General features: G+C 57.3%; 9 protein-coding genes and 2 pseudogenes. 8 read left to right on the top strand and 3 right to left on the bottom strand.

Going from position 1 to position 19,048, the window contains the following annotated elements; translation table 11 throughout:
- Nucleotides 1-72: 72 nt before the first annotated feature.
- Nucleotides 73-5,133: an NEL-type E3 ubiquitin ligase domain-containing protein gene (locus AB4P97_RS17615; RefSeq protein WP_395601412.1), complete on the bottom strand. Its 5,061-nt coding sequence runs from the start codon at nt 5,131-5,133 to the stop codon at nt 73-75.
- 154 nt (nt 5,134-5,287) lie between these two features.
- The gene (locus tag AB4P97_RS17610; protein WP_395601411.1) at nt 5,288-8,419 is read right to left on the bottom strand and encodes a transglycosylase domain-containing protein; all 3,132 of its coding nucleotides are present in this window, start codon (nt 8,417-8,419) and stop codon (nt 5,288-5,290) included.
- 272 nt (nt 8,420-8,691) lie between these two features.
- Between AB4P97_RS17610 and AB4P97_RS17605 the strand changes: the two are divergent.
- A pseudogene (locus tag AB4P97_RS17605) lies at nt 8,692-9,729 on the top strand (dermonecrotic toxin domain-containing protein); the annotation flags it as partial.
- Nucleotides 9,730-10,182: 453 nt separating this feature from the next.
- Here the strand turns inward: AB4P97_RS17605 and AB4P97_RS17600 are convergent.
- Nucleotides 10,183-10,275: pseudogene (locus AB4P97_RS17600) on the bottom strand (hypothetical protein); the annotation flags it as partial.
- Between the two features lie 1,953 nt (nt 10,276-12,228).
- On the opposite strand from AB4P97_RS17600, the gene AB4P97_RS17595 reads away from it, so the two are divergent.
- From AB4P97_RS17595 to AB4P97_RS17565, 7 genes are all read left to right on the top strand, one after another.
- Nucleotides 12,229-13,650 (top strand): amino acid permease, encoded by a 1,422-nt coding sequence (locus AB4P97_RS17595; RefSeq protein WP_042560776.1) that lies wholly within the window; start codon nt 12,229-12,231, stop codon nt 13,648-13,650.
- 197 nt (nt 13,651-13,847) lie between these two features.
- Nucleotides 13,848-14,210 (top strand): GtrA family protein, encoded by a 363-nt coding sequence (locus AB4P97_RS17590; RefSeq protein WP_042560775.1) that lies wholly within the window; start codon nt 13,848-13,850, stop codon nt 14,208-14,210.
- 41 nt (nt 14,211-14,251) lie between these two features.
- The gene (locus tag AB4P97_RS17585; protein ID WP_325166963.1) at nt 14,252-15,676 is read left to right on the top strand and encodes a UbiA family prenyltransferase; all 1,425 of its coding nucleotides are present in this window, start codon (nt 14,252-14,254) and stop codon (nt 15,674-15,676) included.
- On the top strand, nt 15,673-16,989 hold the full coding sequence (locus AB4P97_RS17580; RefSeq protein ID WP_395601410.1) for an FAD-binding protein: 1,317 nt from the start codon (nt 15,673-15,675) through the stop codon (nt 16,987-16,989). Before AB4P97_RS17585 ends, AB4P97_RS17580 begins: the two co-directional genes overlap by 4 nt.
- Nucleotides 16,986-17,726, top strand: a complete 741-nt coding sequence (locus AB4P97_RS17575) for an SDR family oxidoreductase (protein ID WP_395601409.1) — start codon at nt 16,986-16,988, stop codon at nt 17,724-17,726. The genes AB4P97_RS17580 and AB4P97_RS17575 overlap by 4 nt, the downstream gene beginning before the upstream one ends.
- Nucleotides 17,723-18,664 carry a YbhN family protein gene (locus AB4P97_RS17570; RefSeq protein WP_395601408.1) on the top strand — a complete coding sequence of 314 codons (942 nt, stop codon included), beginning with the start codon at nt 17,723-17,725 and terminating at the stop codon, nt 18,662-18,664. Before AB4P97_RS17575 ends, AB4P97_RS17570 begins: the two co-directional genes overlap by 4 nt.
- 43 nt (nt 18,665-18,707) lie before the next feature.
- Nucleotides 18,708-19,034, top strand: a complete 327-nt coding sequence (locus AB4P97_RS17565) for a hypothetical protein (protein WP_395601407.1) — start codon at nt 18,708-18,710, stop codon at nt 19,032-19,034.
- The last annotated feature ends 14 nt before the right edge of the window (nt 19,035-19,048 follow it).

The following is a 19,048-nucleotide window of genomic DNA, read 5'->3' as shown; positions in this document are numbered from 1 at the left end:
CCTTGCCGTGGGGCGAGCCGCGAGTATGACGACAATCGTCGCCATACCCGAAGAGCGGCTGCGGATGCTGTTTCAGATCCCGGCGTTGGCCATCGCTGTGCGGGTCAATCGTCTGCCCAGCTCCTGCTCCTCATTGCCGATGTCGGTGTACAGCCGTTCGTACACCGCGTCGGTCATGGCTTCACCGGTAAACACCGTAGAGTCGGGCACCGATAGCTGTCGGGCCAGATTTCGCAATGCTTCCTTCAGCGCTGCTTGTTGCGCTTCGGGCAAATCTTTGCCATCGGCCCAGGCTTGTTGCGCTGAACGCAATGCGTCCAGTTGCTCGGCTTTGCTTTCGTAGATCCGTGCGTTGTTTGCGAATTGGCCCGGGTAAGTGTCGCGCAAGTATTCCATCCAGAAAATCTGCTCGAGCATGTTGTTCACCAGACCGTCGCCCTCTTCCAGCGCAACAACCGTGTCATACGCTTGATCAATGGCCTTCTGATCGACGCCGGCGACCTCTGACCAACGCCTGCCCTGAGACTGCCAAGGCAGCTCCAGGCGCTCGGCCAGGCCGGTTTCATAGGCTAAATGCACTTCCACTTCATCCGGTCGGCCTGTCCGGCTGGCCATGTCGGCACGGGCGACTTCGTTGACTTGCTCAAGGCGCGCCGCGCCTCTTGCCAGTGTCACCAGCTTGCCTTCCAGTTCTGCCTGAGATGTCGAATACGAATACGCCTCTGAGGCCAGTACCTTGATCCCCATGTTGTTGAACATCTGCGCGCCGGCATTGGCGCAGGTCGTCGGCGCCGTAGATTCGGTGAACAGTTCATTGCGTGTTTTGGGATCCAGATAAGCGGCGTCGATCATGCGCCAGACGCGATCGGTGAGTTGCATGCGAGCGTCACCACCGTTTCGGTAGTCGGCAGAATCCAGCTGTTTTTCGATGACCTGAAAGAACCCCAGGGAATCGGGTTCTGTCGCCAGGTCGTGCCAGGCTTCGAGCCTGAAGGTCCCGCGCCCGGACTCGCTCGTGCCCCAGAATGTCATGCCAGACAGACGCCAGAGCGCCAGATCCTGCTCGGCCAGATTGCTGTAGTAGTGCTGGGGATCGATGCCGACCGATCTTCGATACTCGTGATAAGCCAGCCGATTGGCTTCAGACAGATCCTCGGCATCAAGGCGTGTACGGGCAATGAGCAGCGCGTGATCGGAACCTGCGGTCACCTCCGGGATTCGACTGATGGGGTTTCTCTGCATGTCCAGAAAGAAACCTCTGGGCCGGCGCTTTTTGAAAATCCCCTCCGGCCAGCCATCGATGCCGGTGTTGTTCAGGCTCAATACTTTCAAGCGTGGCATGCGCTCGACATTTACCGCGCGACCCAACGGATTACCGTCGAGCCGCAAGCTTTCCAGGCGCGTCAGGTTGCGCAGACGCTCGACGTCGGCGACGGTCAGTTCAATCAGGTTGTCACTCAGGCGCAGTGTCTCGAGCATATGCATCTCGCCAATCCCCTCTGGCAATCGAGTCAACTGACATTTTCTGGCACTCAGATGGCGCAACTGCTTAAAGTCTTTCAGCAGGCCTTGGGTGTCGACGTTGAAGCGGGAGTTATCAATATTCAGCGCGGTGATCTGTTCAAGGTACTTGCCCAGTTCGGGCAGTTTTTTCCACCACCGTACAAGATCGCTCGGGAACAAGTCGGTCGACAGGTCCAGCGTATATCCCTCGTCCAGGTGGGCGCTGCGTTTGTCGAGGAACTTTGCTTTGCGTTTGAAACAATCGATCAGTTGGTCAGCGATGTGTTGCCCGCCACCGCCGACGAAATTGCGTGGGTCTGATATTGGGTAATCCGGTTGGTCCCATTGCCACCTGCGAAGGAGTACACGCAGGTCGTCGAGCTCTGTTTCCAACTGTATGAGTGTGGCAATCGGGTCGCCCCGGGTACTCAGCGACTGGACAAACTGCCTGACCTCTCGCTGGTTGAAATGGGGATACAGATCCTCTACTCGCGAGGTGAGGTTCGTGTCATGTCTGGACTGCTTGGGCCCTCGGAGCAACAGTAAATCCTCCTGTGGGCATTCAGGCACACGTCCTCGATCATCAAGGATGACCCGCCGTTCGGCTGGCGTTGCGGTCTGCGTGATGACCCAATGTTTGAACAGGTTCCCTTCGCTGCGGCGCAACCCCAGCGTTTTCAATTGCTCGTCAGGCAGCGCCTGCAAAACGCTTTGATACAGATCACTCGGCCCATACAACGGCGTGCCTTGGGCGTCGTGAACTTCATAAAGGCCGTTGCTGCCCTTGACCAGAATCCGCACGGTGGCGGCATCCTCCGGGCCCACCTGGCAAGTCAGCTCGCCATCGAAACGGGCGTTACGCAGCTCGATGCGCACGCTTTCCAGTGTATTGCTGTAAAGGCGCAGCGCATTGAGCGTCAGGCGTTCGGTATCGACGCTGGTCAGCGATTTTCTGTAAAAACCTTCATACGCCCGTGCGGTTCGCGTTTCCAGTTGCAGCTCGCGGGCGATGCGTTTGAGGCGCAGGGGGAGGCGACTCTCGGCGACCATGATCGCCCGTTCGGCGCGGGTGGCGGTGGCCAGGAGATTGTGGATGCCTTGGGCCGGAATGTCGGGAAATGCAGCGCGGATCAGTGGCGCCAGTTCTTTATTCTCGAATACTTCACGACTGGCGTAATCCTCGTTGAACAATTTACCGCGGCCGTTCTCAGTCACGGCGACGATGCGTTTGCGCAAAGCGCGAACGCGCGCGTCCAGCGATGCCGGAAGGATATCTGCCGGGACATCGAGAATGATCGACGTACCGTTTTCATCCAGTGTCTGCATCACGATCTTCAACAGTTCGCCATTGAACAATTGCCGGTCCTGGAGTTGAACAATCAGCTTTTGACCTGCCGAAGCCTCTTTGCCTGTGTGCTCCCAGATCGTTTTGTGGGTAACGTCAATAATCCGCATCGAGGCTTTTTCGGGCCACATGCCATGAGCGGTGAGTATCTGAAGTTGCGTCACGGGGTCCGCTTTTGCGTAGACCAGCGGGTCGTCGCTGCGCAGGTAGTCGATGAACGACCGGATGTCCGAATCAATATCAAGGCGCTTTATCGTATCGGTCAGCAGCGTGGGAGGGCGCAGGTTCTCGACATACATGCCGCGCAATTCAGCGGGGTCGGTGCCGCTGATCCTGCGCGCGGTTTCGAGCTGGGCATCGCTCAGATCCGCCACGGCAGGGCCAATGCGACGCAATAACGTGGCGTCGTCCCAGGTTCGCGGTTGCTCGCCTTCGAGTACGTAGGCACCGGCGCCATTGAGCGTGACTTGCGGTTGATAGGCTTCAGTGCGATCAGGGTGTTTCAAGCGAATCGTGCCGCTTTGTGCGTCGCGCGCGAGTTCGTAGTGTTTGTCCTGCGTACGCAGAATCTCCTTGCCTTCGTACGCGTGCACGCCTGTTGCATCGGGCTTGGCGTCCTTCGGCAGATCGATTGTTCGCTGTTCATAGGGGGCGTGGTCCGGGTGCCAGAGGGTGTCACGGCCATCGGATAGCTTTACGGGCTTCATGCCCTCGATCAGTGGCGATAGCTTGAACTTGAACGCGCCCGCAATCTCGGCCCCGGCTGCAAATGCCACCAGTTGAATGACATCCGTCACCACGCTGACTACGTGCTCGGCCGCCTCAAGGCCCAGGCCTTCAGCAAGATCGACAATGCCTTCGATCACGTCATAGGTCAGTTGATAAACCGTGTAAGCCATCATCAATTCGCCCAGGCCCGGCACGAAGGGTGTCGCTATCAGCAAGGCTACGTTGAAAATGTCCGATACGATTTTCTTGAAGTTGTCCCACCAGGCCCAGCGCGCCCTGGTGTCCGTGTCGGCGGTGGACACGGCGATGACCTTGGCGTCGTTGAGAATCTTGTTGAGTTTTTGCTGATAGGCATGTGTCCAGTAATCGCGGGGTAGTGGCAGGTGCTCGAACCTCAGGTGCGCATTGGGCTCGTCTTCTGTACGCCATACCGGGTGCGAGTCTGTCGGATCAACCTTTTCGTGCCAGACCACGTGGCTGAGGCGTTGTTCGAGGTCGGCGAAGAAGTGCCCGCGCTGTTGATGGTCTACAAACTGGCTGAAGAACTGGCGATAACTGAGCTGCGATGCCGCGCCGGTTTTGTTTTCACGCAGTTGCCGCGTCAGCTCAGTCATGAAGGCATTGAGTGATGTGTACTCCTTCAGCGGATGCTCCGGATCATGGGGGACATAGGCAATAAGCTGGCGGATGCCTCGGCTGTCTCTCACGGCAGGAATCAGCAGCAGAACACCGGTCAGACGTGTCTCCATTATGGAAAGATCACGGCACTGCATGCGTTGGCCATTGAGCAGCGGCAGAGGGGCGCCTTTTGCCAGCGCGTTGATCAGCCTGTAGGCGTCGAGCTGTATGTCGCCGGTGGTCAATGCCAATTCGGCGGCGGCGCTTAATGCATCCTTCAGACTTTGCGTCACCTTGTACTTCATGGCGGCGACGGCCACCGGTTCGCTGGGCAGCAGGTAGCTTTGCAGGTGTTGGTTGTAGAGTTTGCCGATGTCCAGTTCCCTGCACAGCGTCTGGAACTGGCTGATGGTCATCTTTGCCTTGATCGGCAATATATCGAAGTGCCCGCGCTCGTCGGGCTGGCTGGTGTATTGCGAATCGGCAAGCACCGTTTCGTTGGCGGCGAAGTTGTGCAACGCGGCGTCCAGCAGGGATACGATTCGAGTCGTGACACCGCCCAGGGTATCGATCGTGTACCAAGGTCCTTCCTTGGGGATGTACAGGTGCAGGAAGGTTGTCCTGACGTCGTGGGTGACTGCGTATTGTTCCTGGAGCTTCGCCTGAAGCAGAGGCGCCGCGAATGTCCGCACGTCCTGAAGTTTTTCGAACAGCTTGTCGACCTTGTTCTGAGAGCCCCAGGCCTTGAGGTTGGCGGTTTTCAATTGGGCGTGTCGGGCGGCGGGCGCGGTGTTGTACCAGGGCTCGATTTTCAGTGCAGTGCTCGCCAGTGCCTTGCCCCGGCCGAGGCTCGCGGTTTTGATATTTTCGTGCAGGGTGGAGCGTATGAAATCGTAGTGCCGACCTTTGTTCTGGTCAGGGTTGGAAGTATCAGACATGGCAATCATCCTTGATTGTTTGAGGATGACCAGCCTATCCGTTGGAGGGCAAAACAATAGTCTAAAAGTTGCCGCTTCAGCGGCTGTTTTACCCGTTTATCCGTTGAGTATTTGAATCTGAAAAATAACTGACTACCACCTGCCGGCGCGCCAATTAGTGTTGCTCCAGGCGTGCAACGCTTGAACTTTCAACCGGGCGACACTGAGAGTCGCTGCCCGGCTGCAGATACGCCGTGAGAATCGGCGCCATGCCCTTGAGCACTTGCGTCGGCAAGGCCGAGGTGAATTTGAAGTTCTCCGCCGAACGCCCCGGAACGAATGCGGTGAGGGTGCCGAAATGGTGATCGCCGATGTAGAACACGAAGGTCGCGGTGCGGTTGATCGACTTCGAACTGAGGATGCGTCCACCCGAGCCGATGGCTTCGATACGGTTGTCACCGGTACCGGTCTTGCCACCCATGGCCAGTGGGGTGCCGTCCGCGAGTTTGAAACTGCCGGAAACACGTTTGGCTGTACCGGCGTCGACCACTTGCGAAAGTGCTTCGCGCATTGCTGTGGCGACTTGCGATGGCATCACGCGTTTGCCAACGTGCGGGTCGTTGACCAGCCGGGTTTCGTAAGGGGTGCCGGCGGCAAAATGCAGGCTGTCGATCCGCAGGGTCGGCATGCGCACGCCGTCATTGAGGATGGTGCCGATCAGTTCGGCCAGCGCTGCCGGACGGTCGCCGGAGCTGCCGATGGCGGTGGCCAGCGACGGCACCAGGTGATCGAACGGGTAGCCGACTTGTTGCCAGCGTTGATGAATCTCAAGAAACGCCTCGATCTCGAGCATGGTGCGGATGCGGCTGTCGCGCGCGCCCTTGTGCTTGCTCTTGAACAGCCAGCTGTAAACTTCCTGACGTTCAAATTGACTGGCCTTGACGATCTGGGTGAAGGTCGCGTCCGGATGATTCAGCAGATAGCCGATCAGCCACAGATCGAGCGGATGGACCTTGGCGATGAAGCCTTGATCGGGCAAATCGTAGCTGCCCGGGCCGTAGGCGTCGTAGAGGCGGATGAGGCGGTCGTCGGTCAGTTTCTCGTTGAGCTTGGCGCCTTTGAGGTGTGAGCGCACGAACGTGTTGAAGTCTTCCTGGCTGGCGTTCGGCAACAGATAACGGTGCACGGCGGCCATGCGGATCGGGGTCGGGCGCATGCTGTCGAGGAAGGTTTCGAGCCGCGCCTGGGTGTCTTTGTTACGGTATTTCTTCCAGAACTTGAGCAGGAACGAAGTGCCTTCGCGATCGGCGAAACTCGCCAGGTATTCCTGGCGCCGTGGGTCACTATCATTCTTGAGCAACTCGGCGCTGCTGTTGGGACCGGAATAGGTGGTGTAACGCACGATATCGCGCATCAGCCGAATGAACGGCAGGTTGATCGACTCGCGTAGGGAATCGCGCAGGGTCGGCAGGCGACCGTTATCCTCTTTGCGAAAGTTGTTAAACGTGTGCAGACCTCCGCCGGTAAAAAACGCCTCGCCGGGGCTGGCCGAGTATTTGCGATCCAGTGCAGCACTGAGCAGCTTCGACAGATCGTGATCCTTGTTCTGGATCAGGTAATCGACAACCCAGCGGCTGAGGCGATCCTGCTCCGGCACCTCGACCTTTTTCAGTTCCGGCACGCCCATGGCGCCGTACTTGTCGTGCAACTCGGCGATGATTTGCAGGTAGGTGGTGAGCACGCGCATCTTCGCCGTCGAGCCCAATTCGAGTTTGCTGCCTTCGTTGATGTCGAACGGCTGGTCGGTGCTGTCGGTCTGCACCCGTACGCGCGAACCGTCCGGGGTCAGCTCGAACAGGGTGAAGCTGTAGCGCACCTGAGTGGTGCTGGTCGGCGTCAGCAAGCGTTCGCCGAGCAAACCGACTTCGGCAGCGTAGGCCGGGTCGGCGAGTTTCTTCAGGTAGGCGGTGGCCTGGGCTTGCAGCTCGCCTTGCAAGGTGCTGGTGGCCGACAGGTCGAGGCGGTCGAGGTCGTACAGGGGCCGGTTGAGCATGCTCGCCAGACGACTGCGGGCAGCGCTGATGCCTTTGTTGGTTTCGATTGGCTGAATCGTCGGTTGGGTCTGCCAGTCGCGATAGCTGACGGTGCTGGCCAGTGCAGCATCGGCCAACGCGCTGTCGATCACGCCGCTCTGCTTGAGCAGGCGCAAATGGCTGTCGGTGAGGTTGGCGAGGTCTTCACGGCCCCTGGTCAGATAATACGAAGGGCGACGCTGGGCGATCATCAACGAGAGCATTTCGCGCAGGGCCAGGCCTTTGTCGGCCGTGGTTTTCGGATCGGTCTGCGGGCTGTTGAGCTGCTCGTTGGCCTTGGCGAAATCAGTGCCGTACCAGACCCGCAAACCTTCAGCCATGCCGTGCACTTCACCGTGGCCCGGTACGGCGGACAACGGCACGCTATTCAGATAATCGCGAATGATGTTTTGCCGTGCACCCAGGGTTTGCGGACCGTCCTGATACGCACGCACGCTTGCGGAAATCATCTGACGGATCTTCTCGGCACCGGACGCCGTCAGGCCTTCAGGAGAGTGCCGATATTTTTCCAGTTGCGTCGCCAGCGTACTGCCGCCCGCCGATTGCCCGGGCAGGTGAAGCACCTTCGCCACTTGCGACCAGGCGGCCATGCCGAACCGTGGCCAATCCACTGCCGGGTTGGCCAGCGGTTGTTTGGGGTCGAGCAGAAAGCGGTTTTCGATAAACAGCAGGCTGCTGACCACTACCGGCGGAATCGCTGCAAAATTCGAATACAGTTGTTGCGGATAGTTGTACTTGTACAGCGGCGCGGCGCGGCAATCGGTGATCGACAACCCGGCCTGGATCTTCTCGGAAAAAGGCACAAACAGGCCTTTGTCGGTGTAGCTGAGCAGGGCGGGTGAAAAACGTGTCTGTTCGGTGATCACGTAATTGCGCTTGATCAGGCGCGGCAGGAATTCATCCAGTGAGCTGTAACCCAGGCGCAAATCGAACGGGCCATTGCCCGGATAGCGAATCGCTTCACTGGGGCCAGGTTCCAGTTTGTAGGTCAGCGAGGCGGCATATTGGCTGAGTTCACGGGATTGAAAGCGCGAGGTGCGCATCTCTTTGGACGCACCCAGCCCTGCCACCACCGCAATAATCAGCAGCAACAACCAGAAAGCCTTCCACCCGTGCCGGCTACGGCGGGGTTTTTCAGGGACAGGCGCTTGATCATCCACACGTTCAGTCGGAACCACGGCTTTACTCGAATCGGTTTGCCACAAAGCGCCCATAGTCGATTGATCCATTCACGCAGATTGATCGGACTTGTCTGAAGCTTAGACGGTGGTTGGCGCTGGTGAAAAAATTGTGAGGTTCACAACAGTCGCGAACGAGCCTCAGTCTCATCGCCGACAGTGACGCGCCTGTGATGATCTGATACGCAGGTGTCGAAAGTTATTGCAGGTGTAACTTTTTAAGTTGTTTCTTGTTTTTTGGTTGGTTCTGGTTACATACGCGTGCTATGTGATTGGAAAGTTTCGTTGTTCACTCGCTACTCAATTCGATGAACAAGGAAAGTTGTATGTTTGTAACTCGCTATTCTCCGGTATCGGCTGTTGGTGTTACCAAAAGTGGTCACGTATCTGCGCTCGCTGAAAACTATGAAGTTGTTAGTTCAGCCACGCCTTTATCGATACAGCAAATGTCGAAAGATAATCTGCGCATGTTGAAAAAGGTCCCGGTAGAACCGCCTGACTGGTTAGCCAGCCTGACGGCCAGACAGCGCACTGATGCGCAACAGCTCATCGACAATGCAGTTATCGCGCACACCGCATTCAATGAGCGCATGGACGCCGTCAACGCGGCGCAAGAGTTTGCTGCGCCTCTGCTGAGGAAGGCTATCAGGGACAAAGTGGGGCTGGACGTCGATGTCAATAAAGTTCGAGTAAATCTGTCCGTCAGCCAACTGGGGGATAACAGAAACCTGTCGAGTGTCACACTGTTGGAAGCGGCGTTACATAATTTTCCGAAAGCCGATATGTGGGTGCACTTCCTTTTCCCCAACTGCTTTACCGTCGACTTAGACGGCAAGGTGATGGATATCAAACTGGATGTTAATGCATTCGTTGGTATATGCCGTCAGCTCGATTTGGGTAAAAAATACCAGGCGCATATAAGGGCGGCATTGAAATGGGATGAGCCCCATGGGCGAGAAAGCCTGAATGATCTGTTCGTGGTTTATCAGAAATCGGCTTTGAAGGCCGCGAGTTACGTTGCTCTGTGCAAAAAGGATATCGAGCAGAAGCACCATGACGCGCTGGTGGCGATCGTCGAAGGTGACAAAAACGTAAGGATCGATGGAAAACCTGTCTGGTATCGGAGCCTTGATTTCACGGGCATGCCTGTCCACAGCTGCATCATGTTCGAAATCGCCGACCCTGATGACGAAGGTGTCTGGGACGCTTTGTTACCAACGGTCGACGGCTATGCCAAAAACGATTTCATTGCCTACATCCCTGATGATCCCGATCATCCGGTCAAGCATTACAAAACGCTAACGCAGCTCAAGACCCGGTTGATCGAGCAGTTTTTACGACGCGCCGAAAGTGATCCCGCCAAGGCGCCGTCGGCTTATCAGCAATTCTTCAGTCGGTTCATGCGCCATAAGGATCGAGCGAAGTTTTACTACAGTTTTACCGAAGATGTTCCAACTCCGAGTGGCGCCGTGCCGCTTTACGATCACCGTATTCGCCAGCAAAAAAAGGACTTCGACTTCCTGTTGCAGTTCAGGGTACTGGACCCTTCCGGAGATGAATGGGCGCAACACTACGACCTGTGGACAACATTGCGCAGGGAGTTCGACAAGCGGATTTTTCAGGATGCCGCCGACGCGATCGTGTCCACTGAAGATGCCGATGGGCGCGATGCTCACTCGCTGCTCGAAACACTTCTGGACGTTGGCCTGGTCGCACTGAATTTGTTGTCCTTCGCCGTACCGCCGCTGGGTGTGGTGATGTTGAGTATCTCGGCCGTGCAATTGATGTACGAATTGCTCGAGGGTTTCGAGGCGTTGAGCAAGGGCGATAAGGAGGCAGGGTGGGGGCACATCACCGACCTGCTGGAAAACATCGGAGTCAGCGTGGCGACGCTGCCTTTGTTTGTCGGCCTGCATACGGAGTTCACGGCGATTGAAGCCGCCGCGGGGCAAAAGCGGTTGTGGAAGCCAGACCTTGCGCCTTATCGCAGCCATGTGTCGCTGGAAGGTTTGCAGCCTGATGCGCTGGGGCAATATCGGGTTGATGGCAGGCATTACATTCGGCTGGATGATGCTGTTTTCGAGAAAGTCGTCGAGCCGCTCAGCGGGCAGTCGCGGATCGCTCATCCGAGCAATCCAGAGGCCTACCAGCCGTTCCTTGAGCAGGATGAGGCGGGTCAATGGCACCATTCGCTTACCCGCTCGCCGAAACCGGACGCAGCGAAGTCCATGGGCTTTGCCAATGACGAGTTTCGTCGGTATGCCATCAAACCGTCCGACATTGGCGACCTGACCCCGAGCGCCAAAGGCATCAGTAGAAGTGCCGACGGGCGCTTTTTCATTCGCAATGTCGACGCCAGAGGCAAGGTGGCGGTGTACGGGGTCAGGTCCGACTTCCTGATCAACAGCGACATCGTCGACGTAGTGATCGTCGATCCCCATACCAATCGGGCTCAGGGAGCGCGGCTCATACAAGTCGCTGCGGACCAATGGCAGCCACTGTCTCTGCGCGGCGGCAGTCACCCGGAGGCTGACGTTGAGGGCGAGGTCATCGGCGACACCGTGAGCGGGGATTTTGTCGGTGAGATTGTTGACGAAATACTGGCGACGGCCAGCCCGTCATTGAACCGTGAACGACTGCCGAACGGTCTTTGGGAACCAGTTATCGCGACCGGTATACAGCGTGGCGCGGAAGGTATCCCACTTGATTGGGGTCCCCGTCATGACGTGCCATTCACTGCCGAACGTACTCAGATCAACAGTGCGTTGTCGGTCTCGGAGTTTTCACGATTACCGATCAATACGGATTTGTTTTCTCCTGTAAGAGTTCGCTACTCGAGCAACGTCGGCGCTCAGTTGGCAAATCGGCAGGGAGGCGCCAGCTTTGTCTTCGAGATGCAGCGTGTCAAATACTCCGCAGCGGTGAAAGGCGAGTTCAACGCGATCAAAATTGTCGACATCGGTGCCGGTGAAATACCTGACCAATCCAATGCGGTGTCAGGTTTCTGGGCACCTCAGGGAGGGTATGTCGACATACCGGCCAATCCAGGGTGGGGTGAACCCGATCACGTATTTACCCCAGGCTTCGGGGGTTGCTCACTGGTGGTTGATCAACTTGAGGAAAATCTGCTGCGCGTCAGGCATGTTGAAGGCGGCAAGGAAGATGCGCAGTACAACAAGCTTGCGGCCCGCGAGCATGGCTGGGGCCAAAGTGCAGCCATGGAGTATCGGGATTACGGGATCGTTGCGGATCAAAACAGTAACCTCGACACCCTGTTGGGTGGTTTTGCCTTTATGAAATATGACCGCAAGAGCGGCGTATGGAATATCCACTATCAGGCCATTTTGGGCACGCCGACTATCTCCCGCTACTCCACTGCCAGGCCGGGCCTGTTCGGGCAGTCGGCATCCCGCGCCACGGTGTTCGAGCGAGTAATGGTCCGAAAATCCATGACCAAACAAGTGGTCACGGCGCTGTCTCCTGGACGCCTCACTTCCACAAAAACGTAACCGTCTCGTCGTTGTTTCATGACGGGTGTGGCAATGACGCTGCACCATTGTTGTGCAATACTCGCCGCCGTTTTGGCGGCGAGCTTTCCATCAGGTCTCAGGTGATGTTTGTCATCATCTGCTGTTAATGCGAGACCTTGCGCTGAATCTTGTGATTTATAGAGTGAAAAGCCCTGCCATAAGCTTTTTATACTGCACGCCCCGCTGATCTCGCAGGTTGTCCTGCGAGACGCGTCCGCCCACGAAGCCGGCGCGGTTTCATTCAAGCCAAGGCCTATCGGCCGAGGCTTCGACTCTCGGTGGTCATATCCAATAACAAGACGAGGTTGTATCCCTATGCCAGTTGGCAATCACCTGCCTCACGGCGAAACCGCTAACGGCGGTCCGCTCAAACGCGAACTCGGCGAACGGCATATTCGCCTGATGGCGCTCGGTGCCTGTATCGGCGTCGGTCTGTTCCTCGGTTCGGCCAAAGCCATCGAAATGGCCGGCCCTGCGATCATGATTTCCTACATTCTTGGCGGTCTGGCGATCCTGGTCATCATGCGCGCCCTCGGCGAGATGGCGGTGCACAACCCGGTGGCCGGGTCGTTCAGTCGCTATGCGCAAGATTATCTCGGCCCGTTGGCGGGTTTTCTCACTGGCTGGAACTACTGGTTCCTGTGGCTGGTGACCTGCGTCGCGGAAATCACCGCCGTCGCGGTGTACATGGGCATCTGGTTCCCCGATGTCCCGCGCTGGATCTGGGCCCTCGCGGCGCTGGTCAGCATGGGCTCGATCAACCTGATCGCGGTGAAGGCTTTCGGTGAATTCGAATTCTGGTTCGCCCTGATCAAGATCGTCACGATCATTGCCATGGTGATCGGCGGCATCGGCATCATCGCTTTCGGTTTCGGCAATGACGGCGTGGCACTGGGGATTTCCAACCTGTGGGCCCACGGCGGCTTCATGCCCAACGGCGTGACCGGTGTGCTGATGTCCCTGCAAATGGTCATGTTCGCCTACCTCGGCGTCGAAATGATCGGCCTGACCGCCGGTGAAGCGAAGAACCCACAGAAGACCATCCCCAGCGCCATCGGCTCGGTGTTCTGGCGGATTCTGCTGTTCTACGTCGGCGCACTGTTCGTGATTCTGTCGATCTATCCGTGGAACGAGATCGGCACCCAGGGCAGTCCGTTCGTGATGACTTTCGAGCGTCTTGGCATCAAGACTGCCGCCGGCATCATCAACTTCGTGGTGATTACCGCCGCGCTGTCGTCGTGCAACGGCGGCATCTTCAGCACCGGGCGCATGCTCTACAGCCTGGCGCAGAATGGCCAGGCGCCGGCCGGTTTCGCCAAGACCGCAAGCAACGGCGTGCCGCGTCGTGCACTGTTGCTGTCGATCGGTGCATTGTTGCTGGGCGTGCTGCTCAACTATCTGGTGCCGGAAAAAGTCTTCGTCTGGGTAACCTCGATTGCGACATTCGGCGCGATCTGGACCTGGGTGATGATCCTGCTGGCGCAGCTGAAATTCCGCAAAGGCCTGAGCGCCAGCGAACGCGCCGCACTTAAATACAAAATGTGGCTGTACCCGATCAGTTCGTACTTTGCGCTGGCCTTCCTGGTGCTGGTGGTCGGTCTGATGGCGTACTTCCCGGACACACGAGTAGCGCTGTATGTGGGCCCGGCGTTTTTGGTGCTACTGACCGTGTTGTTCTACGTGTTCAAGCTACAACCGACCAATGTGTCGCAAGGCGCGGTGCGTTCGGCTTCGTAAGTTGTAAGCGCTGAAACACAAAAGCCCCGGTCGAGAGATTGGGGCTTTTTTTTGGGAAGATGCCCGGTCACTGCACGGGTAAAGCAGGCACGACCGTTGGTCGGACTCACCCTCGTACCTGTAATTTCTGACAGTAGACAGGCCCACAGGCCAAGGCCTAGCTTGAAAGCCCGCCAGACGGAAAGGGCAGCAAGGCTATGAAGGGATTCTCTGTAACCGGCGTGATCGGCGTGGTCGATGCGTTTATCCATTGGCAAATATTCTTCGTGCTTTACATAGCGGTCGGCCTCGACCAGGCCGCCAGCAATTTTGCGGCGTTCTGTGTGGCCGCATCGTTCTCGTTTTATGTGAACGCGCTTTACAGGTTCGAGAGAGAAACGTCGGTGTTCGCCTACCTGATGTTTATCGTCGTGATGGGCGCGTTAAGTTTCGGCGTGGGCGTGATTGCCGATGCCCGTCATCTTCCCGGCTTGGTGACGGTGGCTGTTTTTTCGCTGATGAATACTTTGTCGGGGTACTGCTTTTTCCGCTTTGTACTGTTTCGGGTGCGTCGCGCATGAACGTATCAGTGACTGATTGCCCGCCAGCGTCCGAGTCTTGCGTGACTTCACAACCCTTCGTGGTCGATCTGGACGGCACCCTGCTCAAGTCCGATCTGCTGTTCGAATGCGCCATGGCCTTTGTGCGCAGCAAGCCTTTGCAATGTCTGAAACCGCTGGCCTGGCTCACTCATGGCAAAGCGTATTTGAAAGAGCAGTTAGCGCAATCGACGGACATCGACGTCGCAACCTTGCCCTACGATCCCGACGTGCTCTGGATGATTGAGGCACAACGCAACAGCGGCCGAAAAATAGTCCTCGCCACGGCCAGCCACTACTCATTGGCAGTGCGCATTGCCGAGCACCTTCAGGTATTCGATGAGGTTTTGGGGACGACCCTTGAGCGAAACCTGTCAGGGACGCACAAACGTGATGTTCTGGTGACGTCGTATGGCGAGGGAGGATTCGACTACGTCGGTAATTCATTTGACGACCTGCCGATATGGCGCTCGGCCAGGCAAGCCTTTGTCGTCAATCCGTTACCGGGCGTTGCGCTTGCCATTCGGCACCTGGGCAACGTTGTTCAGGTGATCCGCTCTGACGCGACGACATTGAGGAGTTGGTCCAAAGCCTTGCGCATTCATCAATGGATGAAGAATGCGTTGATTTTCGTCCCTCTGCTCGCCGCCCATCAACTGGCACATCCGCTGCAGCTTTGGCACGGCGTGCTGGCTTTCGTGTTTTTCGGGTTGTGTGCATCGGGTGTCTACGTCCTCAATGACCTGCTCGATCTTGCCGATGATCGCAAGCATCCAACCAAGCGTCATCGACCCTTCGCCAGTGGCTCTTTGTCGATCAAGTCCGGGTTGATGGTTTTTCCTTTGCTTTTGCTGGTGTCCTTCACGGGCGCCTGGATTTGGCTGCCTCGGTCATTCGTGGCGGTGCTCGCCTGCTATTACGTGCTGACACTCGTTTATTCACTGGTGTTGAAGCGGCTGATGGCGCTCGATGTGATTACGCTGGCGCTGCTGTACACCCTGCGCATTATTGCCGGTGGCGCCGCTTTTGGACTGGAATTGACTGGCTGGATGCTGGCCTTCTCCATGTTCATGTTTTTGAGTCTGGCATTGGTCAAGCGTTATGCCGAACTGTTGGTCGCCCTGCACAGTGGCATCACCGGGAAAACCGGTGGCCGGGATTACTTTCCCGCCGATCTGGCCATGCTCTCATCATTGGGCGCTGCATCCGGTTATCTCACCGTCATGGTGCTGGCGCTGTATATCCATGACAGCGCGACCACTGCGCTCTATGCACATCCTCGATGGATCTGGCTGGCCTGCCCTGTGTTGCTGTTGTGGATCACCCGGATCTGGCTGCTCACCCACCGCGGCCGAATGAATGACGACCCGGTGGTGTTTGCACTGCGCGATCGCTTGAGTCTGGCGATGGGCGTGTTGTTCTGCCTGATTTTCTGGGTGGCCGCATGAAGTCTTTGCTGACCTCATGGGGAGCCTATCCCCGTACCCCGCAAACCGGCCATCCATGCCATTGGCAAACTGAGGTGGGGCCACAGTGGCAGCAGTTGATCGAAACCCACGGCACAACGTTGCCGTTCGGTAGTGGCCGCAGCTATGGCGACAGCTGTCTGGCCGTCAGTGATCATGTGTTGCAGTTACGTCCCATGAGTCGCTTCATCGAGGCTGACTGGGAGAACGGTGAGATCTGCGCCGAGGCCGGAGTGACCTTGGGCGAGATTTTGCAACTGGCCATCCCGCAGGGCTGGTTTTTACAGGTCACGCCCGGGACGCGGCATGTCACGCTGGGCGGAGCCGTGGCCAATGACGTGCACGGCAAGAACCATCACCGGTGCGGTACGTTTGCCCATTCGGTGGTGAGCTTTGGGTTACACCGATCCATGCAACCGCCGATGGTCTGCTCCCCCACAGAGAATCCCCAGTGGTTTGCAGCTACCCTGGGTGGCTTGGGACTGACGGGCGTCATCACTTGGGTCGCCCTGCGCTTGCGCAAGATCCAGTCGAGTCTGATCGACACCACGCGGGTGCGCTTTGACGGACTGGATGATTTCTTTGCCCTGTCGGCCGAAATGGATGCCCGGCACGAATACAGCGTCGCGTGGATCGATTGTCTGGCCCGAGGCCGTGCGCAAGGGCGCGGAGTCTTCACCGCCGGGGATCATCGTGAAACGGGTGCGCTTCAGGCCGCAGCCCCGCGTTCGCTGCACATGCCGATCCGGCCGCCGGTATCGCTGATCAATCCGATCACTTTGAAACTGTTCAATCGCCACTACTGGAAGCGGCAACCGGCGACCCGACAATGTCAGACGGTCGCCTACAGCCCGTTTTTCTATCCGCTGGATCGTATCGAGCACTGGAACCGGATTTACGGGCGCAAAGGCTTCCAGCAGTTTCAGTGTGTATTGCCAAGCGCGGTGGCGCAGGCGGCATTGGCCGAACTTCTCAACGCTATCGCCCGCAGCGGTACCGGCTCTTTTCTCGCGGTGCTCAAACGTTGTGGCGATATGGCTTCCCCCGGGTTGCTGTCCTTTCCAATGCCTGGCACCTCACTGGCACTGGATTTCCCGCAGAACAATGCTCTGACGGAAAAACTTCTGCCGCGTCTCGACTCCATCGTCCGCGAAGCGCATGGCCGTTTGTATCCGGCCAAGGATGCGCACATGAGCGGCAGGGATTTTCGCCAAGCCTATCCCGCTTGGGAGCAAGTGGAAGCAATGCGCGACCCGGCCCTGATTTCCCGTTTCTGGCAGCGAGTTCTCCAATGAAAAAGATTCTGATTGTAGGCGCCACTTCAGCCATTGCCAGCGCATGCGCACGACTTTGGGCGGCTGAACGGAGCGAGTTTTTTCTCGTCGCCCGGGATGGGCAAAAGCTGCAGCAAACCTGCGCCGATCTGCAGGCCCGAGGTGCGAGAGCGGTGACTTCGTATGAGATGGATGTCAGCGATACCGCCGGCCACGCCCTCATGTTCGAGAGCTGTATGGCGGCGTTGCAGACGGTGGACATCTGTCTGATTGCCTACGGCTCCTTGCCGGATCAAAGCGAGTGCGAACAAAGCGTTGAGGTGGCCGAAAGGGAATTCGCCAACAATGGCAGTTCAACGATTGCCCTGTTGACCCTGTTGGCTAACCAGATGGCCGCCCAGCATCGCGGTACGTTAGCGGTCATTTCCTCGGTGGCCGGGGATCGCGGACGTCCTTCCAACTATCTGTACGGCGCAGCCAAAGCGGCGGTTACGGCTTTTTGCGAAGGCTTGCGCGCGCGCTTGTTCAAAACGGGTGTGCACGTAATCACCATCAAGCCCGGTTTTGTCGATACGCCGATGACTCGAGGGCTGGCGCTGCCGGCGCTGCTGGTGGCGCAACCGGATAGCGTTGCCCGACGAATCGTCTCAGGTATCGAACGCAGGACAGCGGTACTGTATGTGCCCGGATTCTGGGCGTGGATCATGTGGTCGATTCGGGCCATACCGCAGCCGATTTTCAAAAGGCTGAATCTATGAAGCAGGCCCTGATGCTTTCCGGGTGGCGCTATGGGGTTCTGATCGGTTCAGTGGTCTGCTCCGCCCTCGCGTATTTGGCGATTTCCCTGTGGGGAGGGTGGCCGGCCGTTAGCGCGGCCGTCATTCGAGTGGGCTGGTGGCAGGGCGGGCAAGTAGTCGGCCTGGTGCTGCTCGGCTACGGTCTGCGCTTTTTGCGTTGGCAGGTCTACCTCAATGCTCTGCGCCATCCATTGCCCTGGTGGCCGAGTCTGAAAATCTATCTGTCGGGATTTGCCCTGACTACGACCCCCGGCAAGGCTGGCGAGGCGTTGCGCGGAGTTTTGCTCAAGCGCTGGGAGGTGCCTTATTCACACAGTTTTGCTGCGCTGTTCAGTGAGCGCCTGTCGGATTTTCTGGCGATGGTGGTATTGGCCTTGTTCGGCCTGAGCGCGCATCCCGAATGGCTGTCGATGATCATCTCCTGTCTGGTGCTATTGGCGTGCTGCATATTGCTGGTGTCCCGTCCAAGTCTTGTCAGTGCCCTTGATCGACGGATGGATCAACGCAGCGGCTGGCTCCCTCGCCTGTTGCGCCACGTCGTTCAAGTGCTGCACCAGTCCCACAGTTGCTACACCCCACGCCGCCAGGTTGGCACGACGCTGTTGAGTCTTTTGGCCTGGGGGCTGGAAGCGCTGGCGTTTTACTCGATTCTCAATGCCATGGGCGCGGATATACCGCTGACATTCGCGGTATTCATTTATGCCGTTTCCATGTTGGCCGGTGCCTTGAGTTTCATGCCCGGTGGGTTGGGCAGTGCCGAGGCGGTGATGGTGGCGTTGCTGGTGTCGGGTGGTGTTGCGTTGCCGGATGCGATTGCGGCGACGGTTTTGCTGCGGTTGGTGACGTTGTGGTTGGCGGTGGGGTTGGGGAGCGTCGTTTTATTTCAAATAAAAGAATAATACCGGTCAAAGGCTACTTAATTTAGAACGTTGAGAGGGATTTATGCGTGATTTTATAAAAAGGGAATCGAGGGGTGTTTATATTTTATTAGGGGCTATCATCGTTTTGGGTGCGATGCTTAGAAGTTATCAGCTTTTCGAAAAAAGTTTGTGGATGGATGAACTGTTCAGCGCGTGGGCCAGTGATCCGGAGAATGATTTCAATACGGTTTTTCACAGAACCGTTGAGGATGTTCATCCTCCGCTATATCAAATATTGCTTTGGGGGATTTATAAGGTTTTTGGCTATGGCGAAATGGTGGGGCGAGTATTCTCAGTGGTCTTGGGGGTAGCAGTCATTCCGATGATGTATGTTTTGGGGCGTAAGTAATATTGTGTGGAAGT

Origin of the sequence: Pseudomonas sp. A1230 (assembly GCF_044218825.1) — a bacterium.
Classification (GTDB): Bacteria; Pseudomonadota; Gammaproteobacteria; order Pseudomonadales; family Pseudomonadaceae; genus Aquipseudomonas; species Aquipseudomonas iridis.
The sequence above is the reverse complement of the archived record's forward strand: the minus strand, read 5'-3'. Positions and strand labels throughout refer to the sequence as shown.